This window comes from Roseococcus sp. (genome assembly GCF_965227005.1).
Lineage (GTDB): Bacteria > Pseudomonadota > Alphaproteobacteria > Acetobacterales > Acetobacteraceae > Roseococcus.
Genome location: NZ_CBDDFJ010000034.1, coordinates 1 through 25,024, shown reverse-complemented (window position 1 = coordinate 25,024; position 25,024 = coordinate 1). Strand labels below are relative to the sequence as shown.

The 25,024-nt window shown below is 70.1% G+C and carries 21 protein-coding genes and 3 pseudogenes; 12 read left to right on the top strand and 12 right to left on the bottom strand.

Annotated elements, in window-relative coordinates:
• The first annotated feature begins 26 nt into the window (after positions 1 to 26).
• The gene (locus tag ACO057_RS16070) at positions 27 to 1,235 is read left to right on the top strand and encodes an MFS transporter (RefSeq protein ID WP_421993547.1); all 1,209 of its coding nucleotides are present in this window, start codon (positions 27 to 29) and stop codon (positions 1,233 to 1,235) included.
• Between the two features lies 1 nt (position 1,236).
• On the opposite strand, the pseudogene ACO057_RS16065 reads toward ACO057_RS16070, so the two are convergent.
• The 5 genes and pseudogenes from ACO057_RS16065 to ACO057_RS16045 form a co-directional block, all read right to left on the bottom strand.
• Positions 1,237 to 3,041: pseudogene (locus tag ACO057_RS16065) on the bottom strand (DUF4175 family protein).
• A pseudogene (locus ACO057_RS16060) lies at positions 3,007 to 3,327 on the bottom strand (DUF4175 family protein); the annotation flags it as partial. The pseudogenes ACO057_RS16065 and ACO057_RS16060, both read right to left, overlap by 35 nt.
• 71 nt (positions 3,328 to 3,398) lie before the next feature.
• Positions 3,399 to 3,782 (bottom strand): annotated as a pseudogene (locus ACO057_RS16055) (DUF4175 family protein); the annotation flags it as partial.
• Complete coding sequence (gene lysA, locus ACO057_RS16050) at positions 3,779 to 5,131, bottom strand: diaminopimelate decarboxylase (protein WP_421993545.1); 1,353 nt, start codon at positions 5,129 to 5,131, stop codon at positions 3,779 to 3,781. The pseudogene ACO057_RS16055 and the gene lysA, both read right to left, overlap by 4 nt.
• Before the next feature lie 40 nt (positions 5,132 to 5,171).
• Positions 5,172 to 6,131 carry a hypothetical protein gene (locus ACO057_RS16045; protein WP_421993543.1) on the bottom strand — a complete coding sequence of 320 codons (960 nt, stop codon included), beginning with the start codon at positions 6,129 to 6,131 and terminating at the stop codon, positions 5,172 to 5,174.
• 137 nt (positions 6,132 to 6,268) lie between these two features.
• On the opposite strand from ACO057_RS16045, the gene ACO057_RS16040 reads away from it, so the two are divergent.
• Positions 6,269 to 6,943: a substrate-binding domain-containing protein gene (locus ACO057_RS16040; RefSeq protein WP_421993541.1), complete on the top strand. Its 675-nt coding sequence runs from the start codon at positions 6,269 to 6,271 to the stop codon at positions 6,941 to 6,943.
• A 122-nt stretch (positions 6,944 to 7,065) separates the two neighbouring features.
• On the opposite strand, the gene ACO057_RS16035 is transcribed toward ACO057_RS16040, so the two are convergent.
• On the bottom strand, positions 7,066 to 8,241 hold the full coding sequence (locus ACO057_RS16035; protein WP_421993539.1) for a UxaA family hydrolase: 1,176 nt from the start codon (positions 8,239 to 8,241) through the stop codon (positions 7,066 to 7,068).
• A 10-nt stretch (positions 8,242 to 8,251) separates the two neighbouring features.
• Positions 8,252 to 8,536, bottom strand: a complete 285-nt coding sequence (locus tag ACO057_RS16030; protein ID WP_421993537.1) for a UxaA family hydrolase — start codon at positions 8,534 to 8,536, stop codon at positions 8,252 to 8,254.
• 236 nt (positions 8,537 to 8,772) lie between these two features.
• Between ACO057_RS16030 and ACO057_RS16025 the strand changes: the two genes are divergently transcribed.
• The 3 genes from ACO057_RS16025 to ACO057_RS16015 are packed head-to-tail and all read left to right on the top strand — an operon-like array spanning position 8,773 to position 11,712.
• Positions 8,773 to 10,023: a class I SAM-dependent methyltransferase gene (locus ACO057_RS16025; RefSeq protein ID WP_421993787.1), complete on the top strand. Its 1,251-nt coding sequence runs from the start codon at positions 8,773 to 8,775 to the stop codon at positions 10,021 to 10,023.
• A gap of 17 nt (positions 10,024 to 10,040) precedes the next feature.
• Entirely contained in the window at positions 10,041 to 10,919 is an 879-nt protein-coding gene (locus tag ACO057_RS16020; protein ID WP_421993535.1) for a branched-chain amino acid aminotransferase, read from the top strand.
• A 28-nt stretch (positions 10,920 to 10,947) separates the two neighbouring features.
• Entirely contained in the window at positions 10,948 to 11,712 is a 765-nt protein-coding gene (locus ACO057_RS16015; RefSeq protein ID WP_421993533.1) for a helix-turn-helix domain-containing protein, read from the top strand.
• Positions 11,713 to 11,748: 36 nt separating this feature from the next.
• Here ACO057_RS16015 and ACO057_RS16010 read toward each other — a convergent pair whose 3' ends face one another.
• Positions 11,749 to 12,081 (bottom strand): DUF1330 domain-containing protein, encoded by a 333-nt coding sequence (locus ACO057_RS16010; protein WP_421993531.1) that lies wholly within the window; start codon positions 12,079 to 12,081, stop codon positions 11,749 to 11,751.
• A 143-nt stretch (positions 12,082 to 12,224) separates the two neighbouring features.
• Here ACO057_RS16010 and ACO057_RS16005 point away from each other — a divergent pair, with 143 nt between their 5' ends.
• Entirely contained in the window at positions 12,225 to 12,578 is a 354-nt protein-coding gene (locus tag ACO057_RS16005; RefSeq protein WP_421993529.1) for a nuclear transport factor 2 family protein, read from the top strand.
• Positions 12,579 to 12,658: 80 nt separating this feature from the next.
• Positions 12,659 to 13,639 (top strand): Bug family tripartite tricarboxylate transporter substrate binding protein, encoded by a 981-nt coding sequence (locus tag ACO057_RS16000; protein WP_421993527.1) that lies wholly within the window; start codon positions 12,659 to 12,661, stop codon positions 13,637 to 13,639.
• 9 nt (positions 13,640 to 13,648) lie between these two features.
• On the opposite strand, the gene ACO057_RS15995 is transcribed toward ACO057_RS16000, so the two are convergent.
• Positions 13,649 to 14,698, bottom strand: coding sequence for a Bug family tripartite tricarboxylate transporter substrate binding protein (locus ACO057_RS15995; RefSeq protein WP_421993525.1), 1,050 nt, complete (start codon positions 14,696 to 14,698; stop codon positions 13,649 to 13,651).
• Between the two features lie 236 nt (positions 14,699 to 14,934).
• Between ACO057_RS15995 and ACO057_RS15990 the strand changes: the two genes are divergently transcribed.
• The 3 genes from ACO057_RS15990 to ACO057_RS15980 all read left to right on the top strand — a co-directional run bounded on the left by ACO057_RS15990 (position 14,935) and on the right by ACO057_RS15980 (position 19,139).
• Positions 14,935 to 15,966 carry an RluA family pseudouridine synthase gene (locus ACO057_RS15990; RefSeq protein WP_421993523.1) on the top strand — a complete coding sequence of 344 codons (1,032 nt, stop codon included), beginning with the start codon at positions 14,935 to 14,937 and terminating at the stop codon, positions 15,964 to 15,966.
• Positions 15,967 to 16,389: 423 nt separating this feature from the next.
• The gene (locus ACO057_RS15985) at positions 16,390 to 16,608 is read left to right on the top strand and encodes a hypothetical protein (protein ID WP_421993521.1); all 219 of its coding nucleotides are present in this window, start codon (positions 16,390 to 16,392) and stop codon (positions 16,606 to 16,608) included.
• Complete coding sequence (locus ACO057_RS15980; RefSeq protein ID WP_421993519.1) at positions 16,605 to 19,139, top strand: HWE histidine kinase domain-containing protein; 2,535 nt, start codon at positions 16,605 to 16,607, stop codon at positions 19,137 to 19,139. Before ACO057_RS15985 ends, ACO057_RS15980 begins: the two co-directional genes overlap by 4 nt.
• Here ACO057_RS15980 and pbpC read toward each other — a convergent pair.
• Entirely contained in the window at positions 19,125 to 21,014 is a 1,890-nt protein-coding gene (gene pbpC, locus ACO057_RS15975) for a penicillin-binding protein 1C (RefSeq protein WP_421993517.1), read from the bottom strand. The two genes, ACO057_RS15980 and pbpC, sit on opposite strands and share 15 nt — an antisense overlap.
• 108 nt (positions 21,015 to 21,122) lie before the next feature.
• Positions 21,123 to 21,881, bottom strand: a complete 759-nt coding sequence (locus ACO057_RS15970; RefSeq protein WP_421993515.1) for an HpcH/HpaI aldolase family protein — start codon at positions 21,879 to 21,881, stop codon at positions 21,123 to 21,125.
• A gap of 138 nt (positions 21,882 to 22,019) precedes the next feature.
• On the opposite strand from ACO057_RS15970, the gene ACO057_RS15965 reads away from it, so the two are divergent.
• Both ACO057_RS15965 and ACO057_RS15960 read left to right on the top strand, forming a co-directional pair.
• Positions 22,020 to 23,414 carry an FAD-binding oxidoreductase gene (locus tag ACO057_RS15965; protein ID WP_421993513.1) on the top strand — a complete coding sequence of 465 codons (1,395 nt, stop codon included), beginning with the start codon at positions 22,020 to 22,022 and terminating at the stop codon, positions 23,412 to 23,414.
• 28 nt (positions 23,415 to 23,442) lie between these two features.
• Positions 23,443 to 24,618, top strand: a complete 1,176-nt coding sequence (locus tag ACO057_RS15960) for an MFS transporter (RefSeq protein ID WP_421993511.1) — start codon at positions 23,443 to 23,445, stop codon at positions 24,616 to 24,618.
• Here ACO057_RS15960 and ACO057_RS15955 read toward each other — a convergent pair.
• A partial coding sequence (locus tag ACO057_RS15955) for a 2OG-Fe(II) oxygenase (RefSeq protein ID WP_421993509.1) occupies positions 24,615 to 25,024 on the bottom strand: 410 nt, incomplete at its 5' end. The two genes, ACO057_RS15960 and ACO057_RS15955, sit on opposite strands and share 4 nt — an antisense overlap.

The following is a 25,024-nucleotide window of genomic DNA, read 5'->3' as shown; positions in this document are numbered from 1 at the left end:
GACACTCAGGCGGGGGAAACCATCACATGCCGGCCGTCGAAGCGGAGAGCGTCGAAACACGCACATCCTGGATCATCGCGATCGCCGCCCTGACCATGCTGGCCATGGCCGCGGGCGCGCCGCTCATCGTCGTGGTGGGACTCGTGCCCATCTCCGAGACCCTGGGCGGCGGGCGCTCCCTGCCCTCGCTGGCAAGCTCGGTGGCCTATCTGGGCAGCGGCATCGGCGGCGTGGTCTGCGGGCTGATGGCGACCCGCTTCGGGCAGCGGCGCGTCGCTATGATGGGCGGGATCGCCATCTGCGCGGGGCTGTTCCTGGCCTCCTACGGGAGTTCCTGGTCGCTGCTGACGGGAGTTGGGCTCGGTGTGGGCGTCTTCGGCAATGGCGCGCTGTTTCCGCCGATGTTCGCCTATGTCTCGCTGTGGTTCGACCGGCGGCGGGGAACGGCGCTCGCTCTGGTCTCTTCGGGGCAATATATCGCGGGCTTCGTCTGGCCCTTCTTCTTCGAGCGCGGCATCGCCGCCTTCGGCTGGCAACGGACCATGCAGGCCTATGGAATCCTGGCCGCCGTCGTGGTGCTGGTGATCGCGGGCCTGCTGCTTCGGCCGGCGCCGGTGCCGCTGGCCGGGCCGGGATCGCTGCGCAAGGTCGCCGGCGGGCGCGTGCTGGGCATGGCGCCGAACATGGCGATGTTCCTGATCGCCTTTTGCTCCTTCCTCTGCTGCGTGCCCATGGCGATGCCGGCCGCGCATCTGGTGGCCTTCTGCGGCGACCTCGGGATCTCGGCGGCGCGCGGGGCCTCGATGCTCTCGGTGCTGTTGCTGAGCGCCTTCGTGGCGCGGCAGTTCTGGGGCTGGCTGTCGGACCGCATCGGCGGGCTCTGGACGGTCTTTCTGGGCTCGGTGGCGCAGGTGGTGGGGATGCTGGGCTTCCTCGCGACGACGAATGAAGCGGGGCTGTTCTTCGTCTCGGCCGCCTATGGGCTGGGCTTCGGCGGCATCGTTCCGGCCTATGTGATGGCGGTGCGCGCGCTGTTCCCCGCCATCGAGGCGAGCTGGCGCGTGCCGCTGCTGTTCTTCGCGAGCCTGGGCGGCATGGCGGCGGGCGCCTGGCTGGCCGGGGCGATCTATGACCGCGTGGGCTTCTACGCAGCGGCTTGGTGGGCGGGGATCGCGCTGAACATGGTGCAGCTGGGGATCATGGTCTTCCTGCTGGCCCGCCAGCGCCGCGAGTAGGTCAAAAGCGCCGCAACAGCCGGTCGATATATTCGAGCTCCTCGGACGGCCGCTCGCGCTCGGCGCCACGCCGCCGCAATTCCTCCTGCAGGCGACGAGTGCGGAGCAGTTCGGCCTCCTCGGGCACGCGGGTGTCGCTGCCGTTATCGGCATTGCCGGTGTTCTCGCGCCCGCGCCGGCCCAGGGGATCGCGGCCCTCGCCCAGCTGCTGCTGCCCGTCGGGCCCCTCGCCGCCCATCTCCATGTCGCCGGGGCTATCCTCCTCGCCCTCGCCCTGGCCTTCGCCCTGACCCTGGCCGAACTGGCGCTGCATCTGCTGGGACATCTGGCGGCCGCCCTCCTGGAGGCGGCGCATGGCCTCCTGCTGGTGTGGCCGCGCGTCGCCGCCACTGCCCAGGGCTTCCTGCGCCTCGCGCATCGCCTGGTCGGCGCGGCCGAGCGCTTCCGGTACCTCGCCCGTCAGATCGCCCTGCTGCTGCATGAGCTCGCCCAGCGCTCGGCGCAGCGCGCGCTGGCGACGGGCATCGGCCTGGGCGCCCTGCTGCGCCTCGCGCTCCGCCTGCTGCTGCTCGCCATTGGGTTGCGGGCGGTTCCAGGGGGATTGCTGCTGCTGGCGGCGCTGCTGGGCGGCGCGCTGGTCCGACTGGTCGGCGCGGCGCTGGCCCTGGTCCACCATCTCGCCCTGGCGGCGCACCATGTCCTGCACGGCGCCCATCTGCTGCTGGCCGCGCTCGCGCTGACGCTGGCGGTCGGGGCTTTCGCCACGGGCCATGCGGCCCTCCTGCATGGCCCGCAGCATCTCCTCCAGCTCGGCGAGCTCGCGACGGGCGTCCTCCACGCGGTTCTCGCGCGCGGCCTCCTCCATGCGGCGGGTGCGGCGGTCCATGTCGCGCTGGTCGAGCAGGCGCTGCTGCGGATCATAGGGCAAGGCCTCGGCATTCTCGCGCTGGAGACGCTCGGCCATGGCTTCGAGATGGCGGCGGATGGCCTCGCGCAGCTGCTCGATCTGGCGCTGCACCTCGCTGCGCTGCTGCTCGTCCTGCGGATTGCGCTCGGCCTCGTTCAGCGCCTCGCGGAGTTGCCGCTGCGCCTCGGCGAGGGCGCGGGCGGTGCGCGTGTCGCGGCCCTCCTCCAGAGCGAGCGCGGCTTCCCACAGCAGCTCCTGCACTTCGGGTATGGCCTCCGGCCGGCGGTCGCGCTGGAGCTGGCCGCGCGTGGTCCGCAGCGCGAGCAGCGTGCCGGCGTCATGCTCGAAGGCCTCGGGCTCGCTGGTCAGCCGCTCCAGCTCGCGCATGGCGGCGCCACGGGCGGTCGGGTTCAGCGAGAGGCCCTTGCGCACCTCGATCATCGCGCGGGCGACGGGATGGTTGAAGCTGCGCTCGGGCAAGGTCAGCCGCACTTCCTCGGAATGGCCCGCCTGCCCGCGCCGTCGCGGGCCACGAGGCGCAGCACCACCTCGAGCCCCGCCCAGGGATGTGCGGAGAGATCGGGCTGGGCCAAGCCGCGCGCCTGCCTCGGCGCGGAGGAAGGCAGCGTCATGTCCAGCAGGATGGGCGCGGCCTCCGGCCGGGCGGCGAGGCGGAATTCCGCGGCGAGGGCGACCACGCCCCAGTCGTCCTCGGTGCGCCAGGGCAGGCGCATGGCGAGGCCCCGCTGCGCGCGGGCCGGCGCCTCGGTGAAGGTGGCGACGGGCGGCGCATCGGCCTGGGACGGCAAGGTTCCAGGCGACCAGCTCGCGCCCCTCGCGCTGGATGGCGACGCGTGCCCCGGTGGCGAGGGTGGCCTGCGCCGTGTGGCTGCCGCCACCCAGGGCCTCGAAGGCGAGGCCAGGCGCGCCCGAGATCTCCGGAACGGCCGCCGTGCCGCCACCCGAGATGGCGACCTGGAGGCGGCTTCCGGCCGGCACGGTGGCCGCGCCGCCGCCGGCGGGCAGGAAGATGGGCGGCGCGCCGGTGTAGCTGGGGGGCGTGACCCAGGCCTCGTAGCGCAGCGGCGCGGGCGGGATGGAGGCGGCGAAGCTCGGCAGGAGGCCGCGGGCGAGCAGAGCCGGCGCGTCGGCCCCGGCCATGACGAGAGCCGAGGCCAGCGCCACCAGCAGCCGCCGCGCAAAGCGCGCCGGTCGCGCGCGGCGAGGCCGGGGCGCGGAGGACCCACGCGGAGCCGGCGGATCATTCCCCGCATGCGCGATTGATGGGCGCCCCAGAGCGCGAGGCCCGCCGGATCGGAGGTGGCGGGCTGGTCCTGCAGCGCGGCCAGGGGCCGGTGGGGGAGCCCCGTCGCCCGTTCCAGCCGGCGGTCGATCGCGGCGGCGTCGGGCCGCCGGAAGCTCTGCCAGCCGCGCCAGACGGCCCAGCCAAGGCCCCCGAGCAGGCCCAGGAGGATCAGCAGATGCAGCCATGCCGGCAGCAGCGCCGGGATCCCGAGCAGGGCAAAGACGACGAAGAGGCCGGCCACGCCCAAAGCGGGCCAGGCGGCCGGCCAGGCCGCCTCCCACCACAGGGCGGCCCGGGCGAGCGCGCGCTTGCGGCGAAGGCTGGCCTCGGTCATCCCGGCGTGTGGCCTTCGGCCCAGGCCGGCAGGCGCTGGCCCTCCAGCAGGGCGTCATAGGACTGGCGATCCCGGATCACGGAGAAGCGGGCGCCTTCGACCATCACCTCGGCCGCGAGCGGCCGGGCATTGTAGGTGCTGCTCATGGCGGCACCGTAAGCCCCGGCGTCCAGGATTGCCACGAGGGATTCCGCCGGCAGGGCCGGCAGGTCGCGGCCCTTGGTGAAGGTATCGCTGCTTTCGCAGACGGGTCCGACCACATCCGCCTGGGAAATCGGCGCATGGAAGGCCACGGGCGAGACCGGCAGGATGCCGTGCCAGGCCTCGTACATGGCCGGGCGCAGCAGGTCGTTCATGGCGGCGTCCACGATCACGAAGCGGCGCGTGGTGGCGTGCTTCTCGATGATGACGCGGGTCAGCAGCACGCCCGAGGGGCCGGCGATCCAGCGGCCGGGCTCCATCATGATCTTCACGCCGAGGTCGCCCAGGCCCGCCTTGATGGCGCCCGCCAGGGCGGCGGGGGAGCCGGGCAGCTCGTCGCGATAGGGAATGCCCAGGCCACCGCCGCAATCGACGCGCGCGACGCTATGCCCCGCCGCGCGCAGCTCGCGCACCAGCTGGCCGAGACGCTGATAGGCCGCGCGGTAGGAGGCCACGCCCTGGGCGATCTGGCTGCCGATATGCACGGTGAGGCCGACCACCTCGAGGCCCGGCATCGCCGACATCCGGCCATAGAGCTCGGGCGCCATGGCGATGGGCACGCCGAACTTGTTCTCGGTGAGGCCGGTGGTGATCTTGGCGTGGGTCTTGGCGTCCACGTCGGGGTTCACGCGCAGCGCCACGCGGGCGCGGCGGCCGAGCGAGGCGGCGACGCCGCTCAGCATCTCCGCCTCCTCGGCGGATTCGACGTTGATCTGGAGGATGTCCTCGGCCAGGGCCAGGCGCATCTCGCGCTCGGTCTTGCCCACGCCGGAGAAGACGATGCCCGAGGCGGGCACGCCAGCGGCCCGCGCGCCGCGCAGCTCGCCCTCGCTGACCACGTCGGCGCCCAGGCCCTCCTGCGCGAGGAGGTTCACCACGGCGAGCGAGGGGTTGGCCTTGGTGGCGTAATGGATGGAGGCGTCGAGCCCGGCCTCGGCCAGGGCGTCCTTCAGCAGGCGCGCGCGGCGGCGCAGCGTGCTGGCGGAATAGACCCAGGTCGGCGTGCCGACGGCGGCGGCGATGCGCGCAAGCGGCACCTCCTCGACCATCAGCCCGGCGAGGGGGTCCATCGCGAGGGCGGGGCGGGCGGCGAGGAGATCGCCGAAGGAGGGATCGGGCGTGTCTAGGACAGGAGCGGGTGCGGCCATTCCCGTAGATAACGGCCGGCACGCCCTGCCGACAACACCATCAGATCGCCGGACGGGGCGCCCAGGCCGAGGCCTTGCTCCGCAGTTCCTGGAATTTGCCCGAGGCCGAGGCCAGCCGGGCATCCCAGGCGGGGTCCGGCGCCTGGCCCGCCGAGACCTTGAAGAAGGCCTGCATCATGCAGGCGACGGCGAAGGGCTCGATCAGCGCCGCCTTCACCGCCCAGGCGAAGAGCACCGCGAAGACGATGCCCCCGGCCGACCATCCGCCCGGCATGGCATAGGCGACCGCCGCCGCCGGGGCGAGCATGACCAGGAAGATCACGAAGGTCAGGCCGTAGATGATGAAGGTCAGGAAGGCCGCGTTGCGCAGCATGGCCGTGCCGTTCTGCGCGTAGAGCACCAGGCCCTGGCGGCCGCCCTCCCAGCTGTCCGCCGGCTTCGTGCGGAAGATGTGGCCGAGGATCACCTCGTCCATCAGGCCGACCGAGACGCGCAGGATGCCGCGGATGATGCCCATGAGGGTGTCCAGCCCGGGAATGGGCAGAAGATTCGCGATGCCCTGGATCAGCCCCACGGTCACGGCCAGCACGCCCTTGATGATCAGGTCCAGCGCGAAGAGCGTATTGGCCTCGGCGAAGCGGCCCCGGACCATGACGCTGGCATGATCGATCTGGGCGCGGCCCATGGGGATGGGACGGCCTTCCATCAGCTCGACCAGCACGGCGATATGGCCAGCCTTCACGACATAGAGGATGTATTCGCGCAGCATATAGAGCACGGCGGCCGTGAGCCCGAAGCCCGCAAAGCCGCCGATGCCAGTCGCCGTGGCGCGGAACTCAGCGCTGCCCGCCGCGCCGATCAGCCAGCCGAGTCCGGCGCCCACGGCTGTCAGGACCACATAGGCCACGGCGATGCCGGCATAGACCAGCATGCGGAAGACGATGAACGGCGCCGTCCGGGCCATGAGGCCGAGGGCCGCGCCCACCGAAAAATCCCACATGACAGCCCTGTCTCCCCGCGATGGGGTCATCTTCCCCGTTTTCGGGACCCGCGAGAATTGTCGAACGTGTCGCGTGCGTCGCGCCTTGCCGGCCTCGCGGCACCGGAGGAACATCGCCGCCCTGTCAGGAGGCATGTGTGGCTGATCTCAGAATTTTCTCGACCCTCGGCGTGGTGAGTGTGCTGGAGGAGCTGCTGCCGCGTCTCGGCCTGAAGGTGGATCCCGTCTTCGAGCCGACGAAGCGGCTGATGGACCGCATCGCGGCGGGTGAGCGCGCGGACCTCGCCATCCTGACCTCGGAGGCGATCGACGAGTTGATGGCCTCGGGCGTGCTGGTGCCGGGCAGCCGCTTCGACCTGGCGCGCTCCTATGTGGGCATGGCGGTGGCGCCGGGCGCGCCGCGGCCCGACATCTCCACCGTGGACGCCTTCCGCGCGACGCTGCTGGCGGCCCGGACCATTGCCTATTCGCGCGCCGGGGCCAGCGGCATCTTCTTCGCCGGATTGCTGGAGCGGATGGGGCTGTCGGCCGAGGTGAACGCCAAGGCCACCATCATCCCGAGCGGCTTCACGGGCCAGCTGCTGCTGGACGGAAAGGTGGAGCTGGCGGTGCAGCAGGTCAGCGAGCTGATGGCCGTGCCGGGCATCGACATCCTCGGCAAGATTCCGATGGAGATTCAGCCCGATACCATCTTCTCCGCCGCGCTCTTCGCCGGGACGGCCAGAGCCCAGGAGGCGCGGGACTTCGTGGCGGCCGTCTCGGGGCTGTCGGTCGCGGCGCTGTATCGCGAGAAGGGCCTGCAGCCCGTCTGAAGATTTCCTGGAACAGATCCCGATCAGGCTGCTGTGCCTGATCGGGTGAAGATACTCGAAAAACAACAGGCCAGAGCTTTTGGGCGCGCTGCCCCGAGCAGCGCGCCCGCCTTCCCCGCCCCTCAGGCGCTTTCGTAAAGCCGGGTCAACGAGAACTCGCGATGGCCCAGCAATTCGGCCGCCGTCAGCTCCCCATCCGCCGTGCGCAGCATGCAGTCGAGCAGCGCCTCGCCGGCCTCGTCCATGTTGATCTGCTTCTGCAGCAACCCGGTCACGTCGACGTCGACATGCTCAGACATGGTGCGCTGGGTCCGCGGATTGGCCGTCAGCTTGATCACCGGCAGGATCGGATTGCCGATGACATTGCCCTGGCCCGTCGGGAAGAAATGCACCGCATAACCGGAAGCCGCGCAGAGGGTGACCATCTCGGCCGCCGCGCTGGAGCTATCCATGAACCACAGGCCGGGGCCCGTCGGTTCCTCGGCCTTGTCCAGCACGCCATCGACCGTGCACTTCTTGCCGATCTTGGTGATGTTGCCGAGCGCCTTCTCCTCGATGGTGGTGAGGCCGCCCTCGATGTTGCCTTTCGTCGGTTGGCTGTCGGACAGGTCGGACGTCTTGTTCGCTTCGATCACTCGCTGATAGCGGTCGAACATCGCCATGAACTGCTTCCGGATCTCTGGCGTCTTGCAGCGCGCGGCCACCAAGTGCTCGCCGCCCGTCAGCTCCGTCGTCTCGCCGAAGACCAGCGTGTGCCCGGCCTCCCAGAGCTTGTCGAAGGCATTGCCCACGGTCGGGCAGGAGGCCAGCCCCGAGGTCGTGTCGCTCTCGCCGCATTTGGTCGAGACCCAGAGCTCCACCAGCGGTGCCTTCACCTTCTTCAGGCGCGAGGCGTGCTTCACCATGCGGTAGGCGCTGCGCGAGGCCGAGGCGATGGTGTTGATGTCGCCGTTCTGCTCGATGGCGAAGCCCTCGACCGGCTTGCCGCTCGCCGCGATGCCCTCGACGATCTTGCCCGTCCATCCCGGCTCGATGCCGATGACGATGACCGCCGCGACGTTCGGGTTCGTCCCCGTGCCGATCAGCGTGCGGAAATGCAGGTCGAGATCCGCGCCGAACTGCAGCCGCCCATAGGCGTGCGGGATCGCCATCGCGCCCTTGATGTTGTTCGCCACGGCCTCGGCCGCCGCATTCGAGAGGTCGTCCACCGGCAGGATGATGACGTGGTTGCGCACGCCCATCCGCCCGTTCTCGCGCCGCCAGCCCTCGAAGGAGGAGCCTTTCAGGTTCATACTCATGAAGATTCCCCTACCAGCGCTTCGTCTTGACGTTGTGGACGTGCAGATGTTCGCCGGCGGCGATGTCCGAGACGGCTTTGCCGATATCCACCCCGTATTTGATGATGGTGTCGCCGGCCTTGATCGGCTTGATCGCCAGCTTGTGGCCGATCGGGATGTCCGACTTCGCGTCGAACTCGATCATCTTGTCCTGGTCCATCACCCAGCCGTTGATGCGGTTGCTGGCGCTCAGCCCCTCGACCACGACGACGCCGACGGAATCCCCCTCGTCATGAACGACGAAATGGATGGTCATTTTCTGGCTTCCTCCCTGTTATGGACGGAAGGCTAGTCCTCGCTTGCCGCGCGCCACAACCGAAGTGTTTGGACCCGGGGCCCGTGGGCGGTCGTGACGCTGCCGGCATCTTCAAGGCCGCGGGCTTACAATTGAGGTATGATGTCCGCGCATTGAATGCTGACTTGCCCTCAATGGGAGGAGTGGGCGTAACATCCCCACCATCTCCCAGGGAGTGACAGAGGGTGCTGCATTGGATGCTGCGCCGCTTCGTCCGACGAGGCGTGCTGGTCGTTCGCTACCCCGATGGGCGGCTGGCCACCTACGGCCCCGGCGTGGCGTCGGCCGGGGATCTCTCCGGCGGCCTTCACATCAAGACCGACCGCGCGGCGCGGCGCATGGCAGCGAACCCGTCCCTCGCTCTGGGCGAGCTCTACATGGACGGCGAGATCGAGCCGATGGACGGCGATCTGCACGACGCGCTGGACGTGCTGACCCTCAACCAGTCGCTCAGCGGCGATCCCGGCCTCACCTGGATGCTGGATTGGGGCCGGGTTGCCATCCGGCGCCTGTGGCAGCTCAACCCCGCGGGCCTGGCGCGCCGGCGCATCGCGCATCACTACGACATCGACGAGGCGGTCTACGCCCTCTTCCTCGATGAGGACCGGCAATACTCCTGCGCCTATTTCCCCACCGGGACCGAGACGCTGGAGGAGGCGCAGCTTGCCAAGAAGCGGCACATCGCCGCCAAGCTGAAGCTCGATCGTCCGGGGCTCGAGGTGCTGGACATCGGCTGCGGCTGGGGCGGCATGGCGTTGACGCTCGCGCGTGAATACGGCGCGCGGGTGACGGGAATCACCCTGTCGCAGGAGCAGCTCGGCATCGCCCGGTCACGGGTGCGGGCCGCCGGGCTGGAGGGCCAGGTGGCGTTCGAACTGATGGATTATCGCGCCTGGGACCGCCCGATGGACCGCGTCGTCTCGGTGGGCATGGTGGAGCATGTGGGGATCAACCATTTCGGCGCCTATTTCAGCACCATCGCGCGGGCGCTGCGCGAGGATGGCGTCGCGCTGGTGCATGGCATCGGGCGCTCGACCGGGCCGGGGGCGACCAATCCCTGGATCAACCGCTACATCTTCCCCGGCGGCTATTCGCCGGCCTTGTCCGAGGTGATTCCGGTCGTCGAGAAGGTCGGACTCTGGGCCACCGACATCGAGGTGCTGCGGCTACATTACGCGATGACCCTGCGCGAATGGAGCCGTCGCTTCGCGGCCCATCGCGATGAAATTCGTGCAAGGCACACGGAGCGCTTCTGCCGGATGTTCGAGTTCTATCTGGCCGGCGCGGAGAGCGCCTTTCGCCATGGCGGGCTCATGAACTGGCAGGTGCAGCTGGCCCGCTCGGTGGACGCCCTGCCGCTCAGCCGCGCCTATATGCTGGAGGAGGCCAGCCGGGCGAGCGCCCCGGGTTCCGCGCCGGTTCAGGCCATGGCAAATACGGAGGCGTGATCCAGGGGAGAATACCAATGGCCGGCGTCTATTTTCACAACGATGTGTGGTCGACCGAAGAGCCCAAGCTGCTCGGCCCGATGGACAACGCCTTCTGGCAGGGCTCGGTGATCTTCGACGGCGCGCGCGCCATCACCGGCTGGGCGCCGGACCTCGCGCTGCACTGCGCCCGCGCGGTCCGCTCGGCGAAGGTCATGGCCATGAAGCCGACCAAGACGCCCGAGGAGATCGAGGCCCTGGCGCGCGAGGGCATCAGGCGCATGGGCCCCGAGGCGACGGTCTATGTCCGCCCGATGTTCTTCGTGCGGGACTCCATCGGCTCCTCGCAGCCCGATCCGGACAGCACGGAATTCCTGCTCGCCGTCTACGACGCGCCGCTGCCGGGCTTCGGCGGCTTCTCGGCGATGATGGCGCCCTATCGCCGCCCGGCGCCGGACATGGCGCCGACGGACGCCAAGGCCTCCTGCCTTTATCCGAACAGCCAGCGCGCCGCGGCCTGGGCGCGCGCGCACGGCGCCGACAACGCCGTGCTCTGCGACATCGCGGGCAATGTGGCGGAGTTCGCGACCTCGAACATCTGGTTCGCCAAGGACGGCGTGGTGGTGACGCCGGCGCCGAACCACACCTTCCTCGCGGGCATCACGCGCCGCCGGATCATGGGCCTGCTGCGCGATGCCGGCGTCACGGTCGAGGAGCGCACGGTGCGCCCCGAGGAGCTCGAGACGGCGGATGAGATCTTCTCCACCGGCAACTACGCCAAGGTGCAGCCGGTGAACCGCTACAACGGCCGCGACCTGCAGCCGGGCCCCTTCGCGAAGAAGGCGCGCGAGCTGTACTTCGCCTGGATGGAAGCCCAGCCGAAGGTTGTCGAAGCCACGTCGGCGGCCGCCGAGTGACATGACTCGCGGCGGAGCCGCCAGGTAGATGCGCGCCGTCGGGGAGCTGCTGCGGGACTGGCGGCAACGGCGGCGCGTCAGCCAGCTCGACCTCGCGCTGGATGCCGGCGTTTCGGCCCGTCACCTGAGTTTCCTGGAGACGGGCCGGTCGCTACCGAGCCGCGAGATGCTGGTGCTTCTCGCGGAACAACTCGAGGTCCCGCTACGCGAGCGCAACGCGCTGCTGCTGGCGGCGGGTTATGCGCCCATCTATCGCGAGCGCGGGCTGGATGATCCGGACTTCGCCGCCATCCGCGCGGCCGTGCAGCGTATCCTGGCCGGGCATGAGCCCTTTCCGGCGGTGGCGGTGGACCGGCATTGGAACCTCGTCGCGATGAATGCGGGCGTCGCTCCGCTGCTGGCGGGCGTGGATCCCTCGCTGCTCACGCCGCCGGTGAATGTGCTGCGGCTCTCGCTGCATCCGGCCGGCCTCGCACCGCGCATCGCCAATCTCGCGCAATGGCGCGAGCACCTGCTGTCCCGGCTCGGACGGCAGATCGCGGAAAGCGGTGATCCGGTTCTCGCCTCGCTGCGGCACGAGCTCGAAGCCTTTCCGCATGAGGGCGACGAAGCGATCGATGACGGCCTCGCCTCCCTGGCCGTGCCGCTTCAGCTGAAGACGGAGCACGGGCTGTTGAGCTTCATCAGCACTTCCATGGTCTTCGGCGGGCCGCGCGACATCGGCCTCGCGGAACTGGCCATCGAGGCCTTCCTTCCCGCCGACGAGGCGACGGCGAATGCGCTCAGGCCGTGAGAGCGGATCGCCGAAGGGCGTGGATCCGCTCTCCAGCTATCCGATGAGCTGCGCCACCAGATCCCTGGCCCGGTAGCCGTCCTTCGTGCCCTGGATGAAGAAAGCCGTGGAATTCGAGTTCCTTACACGCAAGGGCAGGATCGCCTGATACGCGGCGGACTCGTACCAGCCCTTGGCGGCGTCCATGTCCGGGAAGGCGATGACCACGATGTGGCCCGCCCATCCCGGCTCCACGATCTCCGGCTCGGCGCCGTGGATGAGGAAGTGGCCCTGGAAGGGTTCCAGCGAGGCGTCGATGCGCAGCAGGTAGTCGGCGATCTCGGCGCCGAGCTGAACCGCGTTGAGTTGCGCGATGGCATAGGCGGGCATGGCGGGCTCCTGTCGTTGACCGCCCGCTTATGGCGAGGCCCGGCAGGCTTGCGCGATTACCTCCCACGTAATCGCGCCATCGCTTTCGCCCCCGCATCCTCAAGCCGTCCGGAACGACCGGGCGATCGCAAGAGGAGATTTCGATGACCAATGCGGCCAATATCGCCGAGACCTACATCGCGCTCTGGAATGAGAAGGATGCGGCGCGCCGCCAGGCGATGCTGCAGGAATCCTGGGCGGCGGGCGCGACCTATATCGACCCCCTGATGAAGGGCCAGGGTCACGCCGAGATCGACGCCCTGGTGGGCGCGGTCCAGGCGCGCTTCCCGGATTTCCGCTTCGACCTGCTGAAGCCGGCCGACGGCCATGGCGACTTCGTGCGCTTCTCCTGGGGGCTCGGGCCGGACCATCCGATCAAGGGCTCGGACGTGCTGGTGGTGGAGGGCGGCAAGATCCGGTCGGTGATCGGTTTCCTGGACCAGGTGCCCGCCACGTGATCCGCTACGCCCCGGCTCCCTTTTCGGCGCCGGGGCGTGTAGGACGGCCCATAGATGCTCAAACGGCGGGAGGCCGCGCCATGACCCATTTCCTCACCCCCCGCCGCTCCCTTCTGCTGGGGGCCGCGCTCGCCGCGCCGGCCCTGGCGCGCGCGCAACCCGCCTATCCGGACCGGCCCATCCGCCTGATCGTTCCCTTCCCGCCGGGTGGTGGCACGGACGCGATCAGCCGCGAGGTCGGCGGGCGCATGCTGGCCATCGCGGGCTGGACGGTGGTGGCGGAGAACCGCCCCGGCGCGGGCGGCAATATCGGCCTCGATTCCGTCGCGAAGGCCCCGGCCGACGGCTACACCATCGGCATGGGGCAATGCTCCAACCTGGCGGTGAACCCCTCCCTCTACCCCAACATGCCCTTCGACGGGCTGCGGGACTTCGCCTTCCTCTCGCTGCTGGCGAAGCAGCCATTGGTGCTGGTGGTGGCGGCCAACTCGCCCTGGAAGACCATGGGCGAGCTGGCCGCGGCGATCCGTTCGTCGCGCGATCCGATGAAGTCCGGCCATCCGGGCAACGGCACGCTGGCGCATCTGTCGAGCGAGCTCCTGGCGCAGCGCCTCGGTGCCGAGCTGCTGGTGGTGCCCTATCGCGGCGCCGGCACGGTCACGGCGGACCTGCTGGCGGGGCGGGTGGAAATGTACTTCTCCAGCCCGCCGCCGGTGCGGGGATTGCTGGAGGCCGGCGCGCTGCGGGCCCTGGCCGTCACGACCGCCGAACGCGCGCCCGCCCTGCCGGAGGTGCCGACCATGATCGAGGCCGGCTTCGAGAACTTCCTCGCGGTGAACTGGACCGGCCTGGTCGCGCCAGCGCGCACGCCGGCGGAGATCGTGGCGCGCTGGAATGCGGAGATCCAGCGCGGCCTGGCGACGCCGGAGATGCGCGCGCGGCTGGCGCAGGATTTCAGCGTGCCGCACGGCTCGACGAGCGAGGAGTTCAGAACCTTCGTCGAGGCTGAGATCGTGCGGTGGCGCGAGGTCGTGCGCTCGGCGAAGATCGAACTGGGCTGACCTTCGCCCTCAGTCGACCCGCGCGCCGGACGCGCGCACCAGCGGCGCGAAAATCGCCTCGTTCCGCACCCGGAAGGCCGCGAGATCCTCGGGCGAGGTCCACCACGGCGTCGCCCCATTGTCCTCGAAGAGCCGGATCGTATCGGGCGATTCCAGCGCCCGCTTCGCCAGTTGCGAGATGCGCTCCACCATCGCCGGCGGCATCCCCGCGGGGCCGATCACCGAACCCCAGGAGGTCAGCTCGAAGCCCGGCAGGAACTCGGCCATGGCGGGCACGTCCGGCGCCTGGGGGCTGCGCCGCGCGCCCGTGACCGCCAGCGCGCGCACCTTGCCCTCGCGCGCCTCGGCGAGGGCCTGGGGAATGTTATCGAAGATCATATGGACCCGCCCGGCCAGCAGATCGATATGGGCCGGCGCGCCGCCGCGATAGGGCACGTGCAGCATGTCCACGCCCGCCATCACCTTGAACATCTCGCCGGAGAGATGAACCGTCGTGCCCGAGCCCGAGGAGGCGAAGGTGTAGCGCCCCGGATTGGCCTTCAGCAGCGCGATCAGCTCGGGCACGCTGTGCGCGGGCACGTCGTTATGCACCACCAGCATGTTCGGCAGCTGCCAAAGCCCGGCGATATAGGTGAAGTCCTTCGCCGGATCATAGGGCAGGCGCGGATAGATCGAGGGCGCGATGGCCAGCGGCGCGATGCTGCCCAGGCCGATGGTCCGCCCATCGGGCGCCGAGCGCGCGATGGCCTCCGTCCCCACATTCCCGGCCGAGCCGGCGCGGTTCTCGACGATGAAGGATTGCTGCGTCAGCTCCGTCATCTTCTGGCACCAGATGCGCGAGATGATGTCGGTGCCGCCGCCGGGCGGGAAGACGCCGATGAAGCGCGTCGAGCCCAGGGGCCAGGAGGCGGTCTGGGCCTGGGCGCCGGTGAATCCGGCCGCGCCGAGCATGGCCGAGGCCTGGCCGAAGGCGCGCCGCGACAGCCGGCCCAAGGGCCGGGCCTGATCCTTCATCGTGAAGCCTCCCTGGTCCGGCTTGCCGCCGGTTTGTCCGGACATGACAGGGATCAGGACGTTGAAAGTCAAGCGTGGATGGGCTTACCTTAGCGAAGGGCCGCGCTCCGTTTCCGATCTTTTCGCACCATTCCGGCCCGGGGGCTCGCCGCCACCGCGAAACTGGTCCACCCAGCGAGCATCCAACCGCCGGGGAAGCCGTGCAGACGAAACGCCGACATTCGGAGGCTTCATCAACGGACAGGCCGGCGCCTGAACGCGAGGTCCTGCTGCCCGACTGGATGGCCGCGCGCATCCTGCACCAGGACCAGGAGGTCCTGATCCTCAACAAGCCCTCCGGGATCGCGGTGCATCCCGGCCCGCGCGGTGGGCCCAGCCTGTCGGACTGGCTGCCCGCCCTGCAGCAGGGCCGCAAGCATCTGCCCCAGCCGGCGCATCGCCTGGACATGGACACCGCGGGTTGCCTGGCCTTCGGCCGCACCAAGCCGGCCATCGCCGCACTCAACAAGCTCTTCGCCGAGGGGCGGACGCAAAAGACCTATTGGGCCGTGCTCATCGCGCCGCCGCCCAGCGAGACGGGCGTCTGCGAGGCGCCGCTGCTCAAGCGCAGCTCCAAGGCGGAGGGCTGGCGGATGTCGGTGGACCCCGCCGGCCAGACCGCGCGGACGGAGTGGCGCGTGATGGGCCGCGACGGCGCGTTCACCGCCGTCGAGCTGACGCCGCGCACCGGGCGCACGCACCAGCTGCGCCTCCATATGTCGCATCTGGGCTGCGCGATCGTGGGCGATGGCTTCTATGGCGGCGGGGAGGGGCGGCTGCACCTTCTGGCGCGAACGATCGGCCTGCCGCTCGACCCCGAGCGCCGCGCCACCCGCGCCCATCCCGGACCATATGCGCGAAGCCCTGGCGCGATGCGGCGTGCGCTGATCCTGGCGGCCCTCGCGCCGCTGCTCATGGCGCAGAGGGCGGCGCCGGGCGTGCGGGTGGAGGATGGAATCCCGCGGCAGAGCTGCGGCTTCGGCGAGGGCCTTTCCCTCCTTCGCGGCATCGAGCGCGAGGCCGGGCAGCCCATCCCCGGCGTGGCGGAGGGCCGTGCCAGGGGCGAGCGCGCCGTCTCGGGGCTGAGCTCGGCCGCCGCCGCCTTCGGAAACTGCGGCTGCCCCCGCCTGGCCGAGCTGACGACCGAAGCCGGACGGGTGGCCGCCAGCGCGCCGTCCGAGGCGAGCGTGGCGCGGCTGACGGCGGTCTTCGCGCAGGTGAAGTTCCGCGCGCAGCTTGCGCGCGAGTTCAGCGAGCAGCGGGCCTGCCGGTGACGCAACCCGCGAGCTGCCGCGGGATTTGGCATGTGAACAGCTTTCCAAAGGCCGGATTCTGGTGACTTCCTCCCATGCTGGGGCAGCTATAGCCTGGGCTCATGACCCCCTGCCGACGCACCATATGACCCCCGTCTCGGCCCGTATCGCCCTGCGCGAGGCCACCGGGCCGCTGCACGGCGCCGTCGAGGAACGGTTCACCGGGTTGAATCTGGCGGAAGCCGTTGATTATGGTCGTTTCCTGGTCGCCCATGCCGAGGTCATCCCGCCCTGGAGGATGCGCTGGGTCGTGCCGGCATCGAAGCCGCCCTGCCCGACTGGCCCCGCCGCCGCCGCACGGACAGCCTGGCTGCGGACCTCGCCGCGCTCGGCCTCCCCCTTCCAGCGATTCGCGCCATCGACATCGCCCCCGGGGCAGAGGCCATGGGCGTGGCCTATGTGCTGGAGGGCTCGCGGCTCGGCGCCGCCATGTTGCTCAAGACGGTCCCGGTCGGCCTGCCCAGGGGCTTCCTCAGCCATGGCCAGGGCGAGCATCTGTTCCGAAGCTTCCTCGTGCCGCTCGATGCGGTCAAAGACATCCCCGCCGCCATCATTGGCGCTCGTCGCGCCTTCGGCCTCTTTTTGGCGTATCCCTCCGCATGAGCCTCAACTACGGTGAGCCGATCACCCTGACAAATTGTGATCGGGAGCCCATCCACCGGCTCGGCCATATCCAGCCTTTTGGTTTCCTGCTGGCGGCCGATTCCGACGGTGTGGTGCGCAACGTCTCGAAGAACATCGAGATCTTCATCGGCGTGCCGGCCCAGGTCTCGCTGGGCCGCCGTCTGGCCGATCTCATCGTCCCCGAGACCTATGCCGCCATTCACGAGCGCACGGACGATCTGACGGAACTTCCCGTCGCGGAACGCCTGTTCGGCGTGCCGCTGCGGGAGGGCGGCACGCTCTACGACGTGGCAGTCCACATGGCCGATGGCTGGCTCGTCGTGGAGGCGGAGCGCAGCACCCCCGCCGGCAATTTCGATCCCACGGCGGACGTGCGCTTCCTCATGGCGCAGTTCGACCAGGCCTCCGGCCTGCTGCCCTTCTGCCACATCGCGGCGGAGCGGCTGCAGGCGCTGCTGGGCTACGACCGGGTGATGGTCTACCGCTTCGACGATGATGCATCGGGCGAGGTGATCGCGGAGGTCGCGCGGCCGGGCATCGGCAGCTTCCTCGGCCAGCGCTATCCGAAGGAGGACATCCCGCAGCAGGCGCGCGTCCTCTACCTCAAGAACTGGCTGCGCATCATCGCCGACGTGAATGCGGCGCCGGTGCCCGTCCAGGGCGGCGGCAACGACGCCCAATCCATCGGGCTCGACCTGTCGCTGAGCACGCTGCGCGCGGTTTCGCCGGTCCACCTCGAATACCTGCGCAACATGGGCGTCAGCGCCTCGCTCTCGATCTCGATCGTGGTGCAGGGGCGGCTCTGGGGGCTCTTCGCCTGCCACCACTATTCGCCACGCCTCGTGGATTTCCGGCGCCGTTCGGCCGCCGAGCTCTTCGGCCGCATGTTTTCCCTCCTGGTCGACAGCCGCGAGCGCAGCGAGGAGGCCGAGCACGAGGCGCATGCGCGTACCGTGCACGACCGCGTGATGGCCCGCATCGCGGTGCGGGAGGATGCGGCCAAGGGCATCCAGGATCTGCTGCCGGAGATCGCCGACACCATCCCCTCCGACGGCGTGGCGCTCATCCTCGGGGCGGAAATCACCCTGCTCGGCCATACGCCCACCCAGGCTGAACTGGCGGACCTCCTGGCCGCGTTGCCGAGGCAGGAAGGTGCCACCGTGCTGAGCGAGGAATCAATTCCCCGGCTCTACCCGCCCGCGGCAGCCTGGACCGAGCGCGCGACCGGCATGCTCGTCGTGCCGCTCTCACAGGCGCCGCGCGACTACCTCATCTACTTCCGCCTCGAATACGCACGTACCGTCGTCTGGGGCGGCGAACCGGCGAAGATCGAGAATGTCGGCCCGCTGGGCGTGCGCCTCACGCCCCGAGCGAGCTTCGATGCCTGGAAGGAGGTCGTGCGCGGTCGATCCGCGCCCTGGACCGCGCTGGAGCGAAGGATCGCGGCGAGCCTGCAGGTTGGCCTACTCGACATCATCCTGCGCCTGTCGGAAGCGGCGCATGAGCAACGGCGACTGGCCGCGGAGCGCCAGAAGCTGCTCATCGCCGAGCTGAATCATCGCGTGCGCAATATCCTGGCGCTCATCTCCGGCCTGGTGAAGCAGACCCAGGCAGGAACCGCCGCCGATTTCGCCAGCCAGATCGAGGGCCGCATCGAGGCCCTGGCTCGCGCGCACGACCAGATCACGCGAGACAATTGGGGCCCGGCCCCGTTGCGCGCGCTTCTCCAGGCCGAGACGGGCACCTATGCGCAACGCGTCGTACTGAGCGGACCGGAGGTGTCCATCACGCCGCTCGCCTTCTCCACGCTCGCGCTGGTGCTGCACGAGCTGGTGACGAACTCCGCCAAATACGGCGCCCTTTCGGCCCCGAGCGGCCGGGTGGAGATCCGCTGGTACATGGAGGCCGATGGGCAGCTCGCGCTGGAATGGGGCGAGCACGGCGGTCCGCCCGTGCAGGCGCCGCAGCGGCGCGGCTTCGGTAGCAGCTTTATCGAGCGCGCCATTCCCTTCGACCTGCATGGCGAAGCGCGGATCCATTTTGCCGTGGCAGGCGTATCCGCGACCTTCGTGATTCCGCGTCTGCACGTGGTCGATACGCCCGGTGCCAAGGAGATCATGGCGCTGGGCGTGCCCACCGCGCGGTCTTCTACCAACGAGGTGCGCAACGCCCTGGTAGTGGAGGACAACTTCATCATCGCGCTCGATGCGCAGTCCATGCTGAAGCATCTCGGCGTACCGAAGGTCGAGGTAGCCAGCAATGTGACGGCCGCGCTGCGGCGGATCGCGCAGGATGTGCCGGATTTCGTGGTGCTGGACTTCAACCTCGGCCGCGAGAGCAGCGTTCCTGTCGCCGAGGAGCTGGAGCGCCGCGGAATCCCCTTCGTCTTCGCCACGGGTTATGGCGAGGATGCCGATATCCTCGGGCTTTTCCCGGAGCGGCCGGTGTTGCGCAAGCCTTATACGCGCGCGGACCTCAAGGCCTTCCTGACCGGCTTAGCGAACCCTTAGCTCCGTCGCCGCCGCCGCGCCCTCCGCATCCAGCACGGTGATCCGGTAGAAGCCCGGCCCTGGCGGAACCCAGGCCGCCTCGCGCCGCGCGGGATCGGTCGCCAAGGGCGCGCCATCGACCAGGAAGACGAGCGGGCGCTGGCCGCCGGACGCGCGCAGCACGACGCGCCCCGCCTCGGGCAGCACGGCGCGCGGCGGCGGGAAGAGCAGGCGCAGCGCATCCGTCGGAGTAGCGACGGCCACCGTCAGGGCGCGCTGCTGCGCGGCCGGGCGCGGCGCGGCGGGCAGGCGCTCGAAGACCTGGGCGAGCAGGGGCAAAGCCAGCCGCGCGCCGGTCGCGCCCGGCATGGGTGTCCCGTCGGGGCGCCCGATCCAGACGCCCACGACATGCTGGCGGTCCATCCCGAAGGACCAGGCGTCCCGGCCGCCCCAGCTCGTGCCGGTCTTCCAGGCGATGCCGGCCGGTCCGCCGCCGGGGAAGGGCTGCACCAGGATGGCGCTCGCCAGGCCCGCGGCGCGCGGCTCGACCACGGACTGCCCCGCCCCCGCCGCGCGGCCGCCATCGCCGAGCATGGCGTAGAGGCCGACCATCTCGCGCAGCGTCACGCCCACCCCGCCCAGCGCCAGGGGCAGCGAGGGCTCCGCGCCGGGCGGCAGTCGCGGCAGGACGCCGGCGGCCTTCATGGCGCTGGCGAGCCGCAGCGGGCCCAGCTCGCTGAGCAAGGCGACTGCGGGCTGGTTGAGGCTCTGGCGCAGCGCGTCGGCGATGCGCAGGCGGCCCTGGAAGGCGCGGTCGAAATTCTCCGGCGCGTAGTCGCCGAAGCGGCGGGGGAGGTCCTCCAGCACGGTGTCGGGCGTGACCACGCCGTTCTCGAAGGCCAAGGCGTAGATCAGCGGCTTCAGCGTGGAGCCGGGCGAGCGCACGGCACGCGAGAGGTCCAGCGCGCCGGCCCGCGCGGGGTTCATCCAGTCGCCGCCGACGAGGGCGCGCATTTCGCGCGAGCGCAGGTCGCTGACCATGATCGCGAGGGAAACGCGCTCGGGCAGGCGTTGCAGCGCCTCGCGCGCCAGGGTCTCGATGGCGCGCTGGAGGTCGAGGTCGAGGGTGGTCCCTCCCTCCCGTATCTGCCGCGCGAGATGCGGGGCGTGGCGGGGCAGGTCGTGCCGCTGCGTCGGCACCGCGCCGGCCAGGGCGACCTCCGCCTCGCTCGCGACGTCGCGGGCACGGGCGAGCAGCACGGCGTCGCGCGCCGCCTGGGCGCGCTCGGGATGGCGGTCGGGGCGCAGCGCCTCGGGCCGGCGCGCCAGGGCCACGAGGAGCGCGCTTTCCCCCGCATCCAGCGCGGACGGCGCGCGGCCGAACCAGGCCAGCGAGCCCGCGCGCAGCCCCTCCAGATTGCCGCCCTGCGGCGCCAGGGTCAGCCATATCTCCAGCACGCCCCGCTTGCCGTGGCGCCATTCCAGTTGCAGCGCGCGGGCGATCTCGATGAGCTTGCTGCGCAGGTTGCGCGGGCGCGGCTCCAGCAGGCGCGCGGCCTGCATCGACAGCGTCGATCCCCCGGAGACCACGCGGCCGGCGCGGATCCACTGGAGGGCGGCGCGCGCCAGCGCGAGAGGATCGACGCCGGGATGGTCGTAGAAGCGGCGGTCCTCGGCGGCGATCAGCAGGGCGAGGAGATGCGGCGGCACATCCTCGGGCCGGGTGCGCAGGCGCCAGATGCCGCCGGCGGCGGGCAGGACGGAGAGGGTGCGGCCATCGCGCGCGGAGACCTCGCGGGCAAGGTTCTCGAAGCGGGCCATGGGGGGCGGGCAGGCGCGGTCCAGCAGCCAGACGCCGCCGAGCAGCACGCACAAGGCCGAGGAAAGGATCGCCATCCGCCGCATCGGTCGCATTCTGGACCGACAGGGGCGCGTTTGTCGCTACGGGCGAGAGTCAGAGGAAAGGGGCCGGCCCGCGGGTTCGCCGCGGGCCGGCCATCCGGTTCAGCCGCGCGCGGTCTTCACGGCGGCGGTCGCGGCCTGGCACATCAGCCCGACCTCATTGGCGATCGTGACGAGCTTGAAGCCCTTCTTGATCATCTTGTTCGCGTATTCGGCCGAGCCGTTGTGCAGGCCGGCCGCGATGCCGCGCTTGGCCGTCTCGGCCAGCAGCTTGTCGTAGATGCCGAGGATGAAGGGATCCTCGACGTCGAGCTTCGGCTCCAGGCCGTAGGAGAAGGAGAGGTCCGACGGGCCGATATAGATGCCGTCGATGCCGGGAACGTCGAGGATCTTCTCGATGTTCTCGATCGCCTGCTTGGTCTCGATCATGGGGATGACGAGGATCTCGTCATTCGCCGTCTTCTGATAACCGCCCGAGGAGCCGTAGGCGCCCGCGCGGATCGGGCCGTTGGAGCGCGTGCCGGCCGGCGGATACTTGGAGTACTGCACCAGCGCGCGGGCTTCCTCGGCGGTGTTCACCATCGGGCAGATCACGCCATAGGCGCCGGCGTCCAGCACCTTGCCGATGATGCCGGGCTCGTTCCACGGCACGCGCACCATGGGCGTCACGCCGGAGGGCTGCATGCCCTGGAAGCAGGAAACGCAGGAAATATAGTCCTGCACGCCGTGCTGCATGTCGACCGTGACGCTGTCCCAGCCGCAGCGCGAGTACATCTCGGCGGAAAAGGCGTTCGGGATGGCGAGCCATCCATTGACCACGGCCTTGCCGGCCTTCCACGCTTCCTTGACCTTGTTTGCCACTGCATTTCCTCCTCAGGTGAATCGTCTGCGAACGCTAGGAGCCGGCCGGGGAGGCGTCAACGCGGCGGGACCGGCAAAACCCCTCCGCTGGAATGGGGCGCGTGCGCATGTTACGCCTCGGCGCGAGGGACAACCGCCATGAACGAGCTTTCGCCCAACCCCGCCGCCATCGTGATCGCCGCCGCGCGCGCCCTGCTGGGCGAGCGGCTCTCGACCCATGACGCGATCCGCCAGCAGCACAGCCGCGGCGAGGACACCTCGACGCCGACCCTGCCCGATGCGGTCGCCTTCGTGGAAACCACGCAGGAGGTGAGCGAGCTCATGAAGCTCTGCAACCAGCATGGCGTCGCGGTCACGCCCTTCGGCGCCGGCACCTCGCTGGAGGGGCATGTGAACCCGGTCCGCGCCGGCCTCTCGCTCGACCTCAGCCGCATGACCGCGGTGCTGGAGGTGAACGCCGAGGACATGGATTGCCTGATCGAGCCGGGCGTGACGCGCCAGCAGTTCAACGAGCATCTGCGCGACCAGGGGCTGTTCTTCCCGGTCGATCCGGGCTCGGTCTGCACCATCGGTGGCATGTGCGCGACGCGCGCGAGCGGCACCAATGCCGTGCGCTACGGCACCATCCGCGAGAACGTGCTCGGGCTGGAAGTGGTGCTGGCCGATGGCCGCGTGATTCAGACCGGCGGGCGCACGCGCAAGGCGGCCAATGGCTACGACCTGACGCGGCTCTTCATCGGCAGCGAGGGCACGCTCGGCATCATCACCAAGGTGCGGCTGCGGCTGCACGGCATTCCCGAGGCGATGACCTCGGCGGTGTGTCAGTTCCCGACGCTGGAGGCGGCGGTGAACAGCGTCATCACCACCATGCAAGCCGGCGTGCCCGTGGCGCGCATCGAGCTGCTGGACGAGGTGCAGATGGCCGCCTGCATCAGCTATTCGAAGCTGGAGGGCTACAAGCCCGTCCCCACGCTCTTCCTCGAATTCCACGGCACCGAGGCGGGCGTCGTCGAGCAGGCGGAGCTGGTGGAGGGCATCACCTCCGAATACGGCGCCGAGGGCTTCGCCTGGGCGCGCGACGCCGAGAGCCGCAACAAGCTGTGGAAGGCCCGGCACGACGCCTATTGGGCCTGCATCGCGGCGCAGCCCGGCTCGCGCGGCATCGCCACCGACGTCTGCGTGCCGATCTCCCGGCTGGCGGATGCGCTGCTCGGCTGCAAGCGCGACATCGAGGAATCCGGACTGATGGCGCCCATCGTCGGCCATGTCGGCGACGGTAATTTCCACACCGTCATCCTGGTGGAGGACGGCAATCCGCAGGCGCTGGAACGCGCCTGGGAGCTGGACAAGAAGATCGTGAAGCGCGCGCTGGATCTCGGCGGCACCTGCTCGGGCGAGCATGGCATTGGCCTGGGCAAGCGCGAATTCCTCGAAGCTGAGCATGGCGCGGAGGCGATGGCAGTGATGCGCTCGCTGAAGGTTGCGATGGACCCGAAGGGGATCCTCAATCCAGGGAAGATCTTCCGGAACTGAATCCGGAGGGCCACACGGTAAGAACAGAATGAATCCGGTCGCATGGCCGCTGCTCGCGCTCACGCTCGGGCACATGTTCTCGAACGCCGTCCGTACGCTGCCGGCCGTCGCCAGCGATGTCCTGGCGCGCGACCTCGCCATCACGCCCGAGGCGCTGGCCGGTATCACCGGCGCCTTCCCGGCCGCCTTCGCCGCGGCGATGATCCCGGTGGGTGTCGCGCTCGACCGCTGGGGTGTGAAGCCGGTGGCCCTGGCGCTGCTGGCCATCGCCTCGGCGGGGGCCGTGCTGGCGGCGATGGCGCCTTCCGCCCCGGCCATGCTGCTCGCGCAGATCGTGCTGGGGGTCGGCTGCTCGGGGATGATGATGTGCCCCATGACCTATGCCGCGCGCGCCGTCCCGCAGGAGCGGTTTTCCGTCTGGGCCGGGCTGGTCCAGAGCGTGGGCAATTGCGGGATGATCCTCTCCGCCTCGCCTTTGGCCTGGCTGGTCGAGGAACGCGGCTGGCGCGCGGGGTTTCTCGCCTGCCTGGGCATCGCGGCCATCGGCGTGGTCGCCGTGTCGCTGACGGTGAAGCACGAGCGGCCCGCGCTGGTTCCGGGCCGCAGTGCCTGGGGCGATGCCAAGGAGGTGATGCGCGTCGCCGTCTCGCCGCGCCTGCGCGGGCTGATGGCGCTGGCCTTCGTCTCCTTCGGGGCCGTGCTTGGCGTGCGCGGGCTGTGGGGCGGGCCCTGGCTGATGGACATCAAGGGCATGGGGCGCGTGGCGGCAGGCAACCTGCTGCTGGGCGTGACCTTCGCGCTGGTGATCGGCCCGGCCTTCGCGGGCTGGGTGGTGAGCCGCGTCGGTCATCTGCGCTTCCTGCTGGTCGGCGGGCATCTGCTGGCGGCGGCGCTGATCGTGACGCTGGTGGCGGGCGGCCCGCTCGGCTTCCCGGCCTGGGCGGATGGCCTGATCCTGACCGGCTTCGGCCTGGCGATCGCCTTCCAGATCCTGTGCTTCGCCTTGCTGCGCAGCCTGGTGAAGCCCGAGGAGGCGGGCCGCGCGCTCTCGGCCCAGAATATTTTCTTTTTTGGCGGCGCCGCGGTGCTGCAGGGGATCAGCGGCATTTCGGCCGGCTTTGGCGGGGTGGCGGCGGCGCTGCTGACCTTCGCCGCCGCGCTGGTGATCGCCTCCCTGCTCTTCCTGCGCTGGCAGAAGACCTAGGCGGCGTCGTGCAGGATGATGCCGAGGGTGTGCCGCCGGCCCTCGCGCAGCCGGCTCACGCCGTGGCGCATGTTCACCCGGTAGATGCCGCGCGAGCCCTGAACCGGCCGGTTGTGGACGGCGAAGATCACGGCCTCCCCCTGGCGCAGGGGAACCACGCTGGCGCGTGACTGCATCCGCGGCCGCTGCTCGGTCAGCACGAATTCGCCGCCCCGGAAATCGCGTGCCGGATCGGAGAGCAGTAAGGCCGCCTGGAGCGGGAAGACGTGCTCGCCATAGAGGTCCTGGTGGAGGCAGTTGTAGTCGCCGGCGACGTAGCGCAGCAGCAGCGGCGTCGGCCGCGCCTGCCCCGCCGCGTGGCAGCGCTCCAGGAATTCCGCATGCGACGGCGGGAAGCGTGGGGCAA

What these genes read in the sequence shown, in the direction of transcription:
- ACO057_RS16070 (WP_421993547.1), top strand. Translation starts at nt 27, where the DNA reads ATGCCGGCCGTCGAAGCGGAGAGCGTCGAAACACGCACATCCTGGATC.
- lysA (WP_421993545.1), bottom strand. Translation starts at nt 5,131, where the DNA reads ATGGCCGCACCCGCTCCTGTCCTAGACACGCCCGATCCCTCCTTCGGC.
- ACO057_RS16045 (WP_421993543.1), bottom strand. Translation starts at nt 6,131, where the DNA reads ATGTGGGATTTTTCGGTGGGCGCGGCCCTCGGCCTCATGGCCCGGACG.
- ACO057_RS16035 (WP_421993539.1), bottom strand. Translation starts at nt 8,241, where the DNA reads ATGAGTATGAACCTGAAAGGCTCCTCCTTCGAGGGCTGGCGGCGCGAG.
- ACO057_RS16030 (WP_421993537.1), bottom strand. Translation starts at nt 8,536, where the DNA reads ATGACCATCCATTTCGTCGTTCATGACGAGGGGGATTCCGTCGGCGTC.
- ACO057_RS16025 (WP_421993787.1), top strand. Translation starts at nt 8,773, where the DNA reads ATGCTGCGCCGCTTCGTCCGACGAGGCGTGCTGGTCGTTCGCTACCCC.
- ACO057_RS16020 (WP_421993535.1), top strand. Translation starts at nt 10,041, where the DNA reads ATGGCCGGCGTCTATTTTCACAACGATGTGTGGTCGACCGAAGAGCCC.
- ACO057_RS16015 (WP_421993533.1), top strand. Translation starts at nt 10,948, where the DNA reads ATGCGCGCCGTCGGGGAGCTGCTGCGGGACTGGCGGCAACGGCGGCGC.
- ACO057_RS16010 (WP_421993531.1), bottom strand. Translation starts at nt 12,081, where the DNA reads ATGCCCGCCTATGCCATCGCGCAACTCAACGCGGTTCAGCTCGGCGCC.
- ACO057_RS16005 (WP_421993529.1), top strand. Translation starts at nt 12,225, where the DNA reads ATGACCAATGCGGCCAATATCGCCGAGACCTACATCGCGCTCTGGAAT.
- ACO057_RS16000 (WP_421993527.1), top strand. Translation starts at nt 12,659, where the DNA reads ATGACCCATTTCCTCACCCCCCGCCGCTCCCTTCTGCTGGGGGCCGCG.
- ACO057_RS15995 (WP_421993525.1), bottom strand. Translation starts at nt 14,698, where the DNA reads ATGTCCGGACAAACCGGCGGCAAGCCGGACCAGGGAGGCTTCACGATG.
- ACO057_RS15990 (WP_421993523.1), top strand. Translation starts at nt 14,935, where the DNA reads ATGGCCGCGCGCATCCTGCACCAGGACCAGGAGGTCCTGATCCTCAAC.
- ACO057_RS15985 (WP_421993521.1), top strand. Translation starts at nt 16,390, where the DNA reads ATGGGCGTGGCCTATGTGCTGGAGGGCTCGCGGCTCGGCGCCGCCATG.
- ACO057_RS15980 (WP_421993519.1), top strand. Translation starts at nt 16,605, where the DNA reads ATGAGCCTCAACTACGGTGAGCCGATCACCCTGACAAATTGTGATCGG.
- pbpC (WP_421993517.1), bottom strand. Translation starts at nt 21,014, where the DNA reads ATGGCGATCCTTTCCTCGGCCTTGTGCGTGCTGCTCGGCGGCGTCTGG.
- ACO057_RS15965 (WP_421993513.1), top strand. Translation starts at nt 22,020, where the DNA reads ATGAACGAGCTTTCGCCCAACCCCGCCGCCATCGTGATCGCCGCCGCG.
- ACO057_RS15960 (WP_421993511.1), top strand. Translation starts at nt 23,443, where the DNA reads ATGAATCCGGTCGCATGGCCGCTGCTCGCGCTCACGCTCGGGCACATG.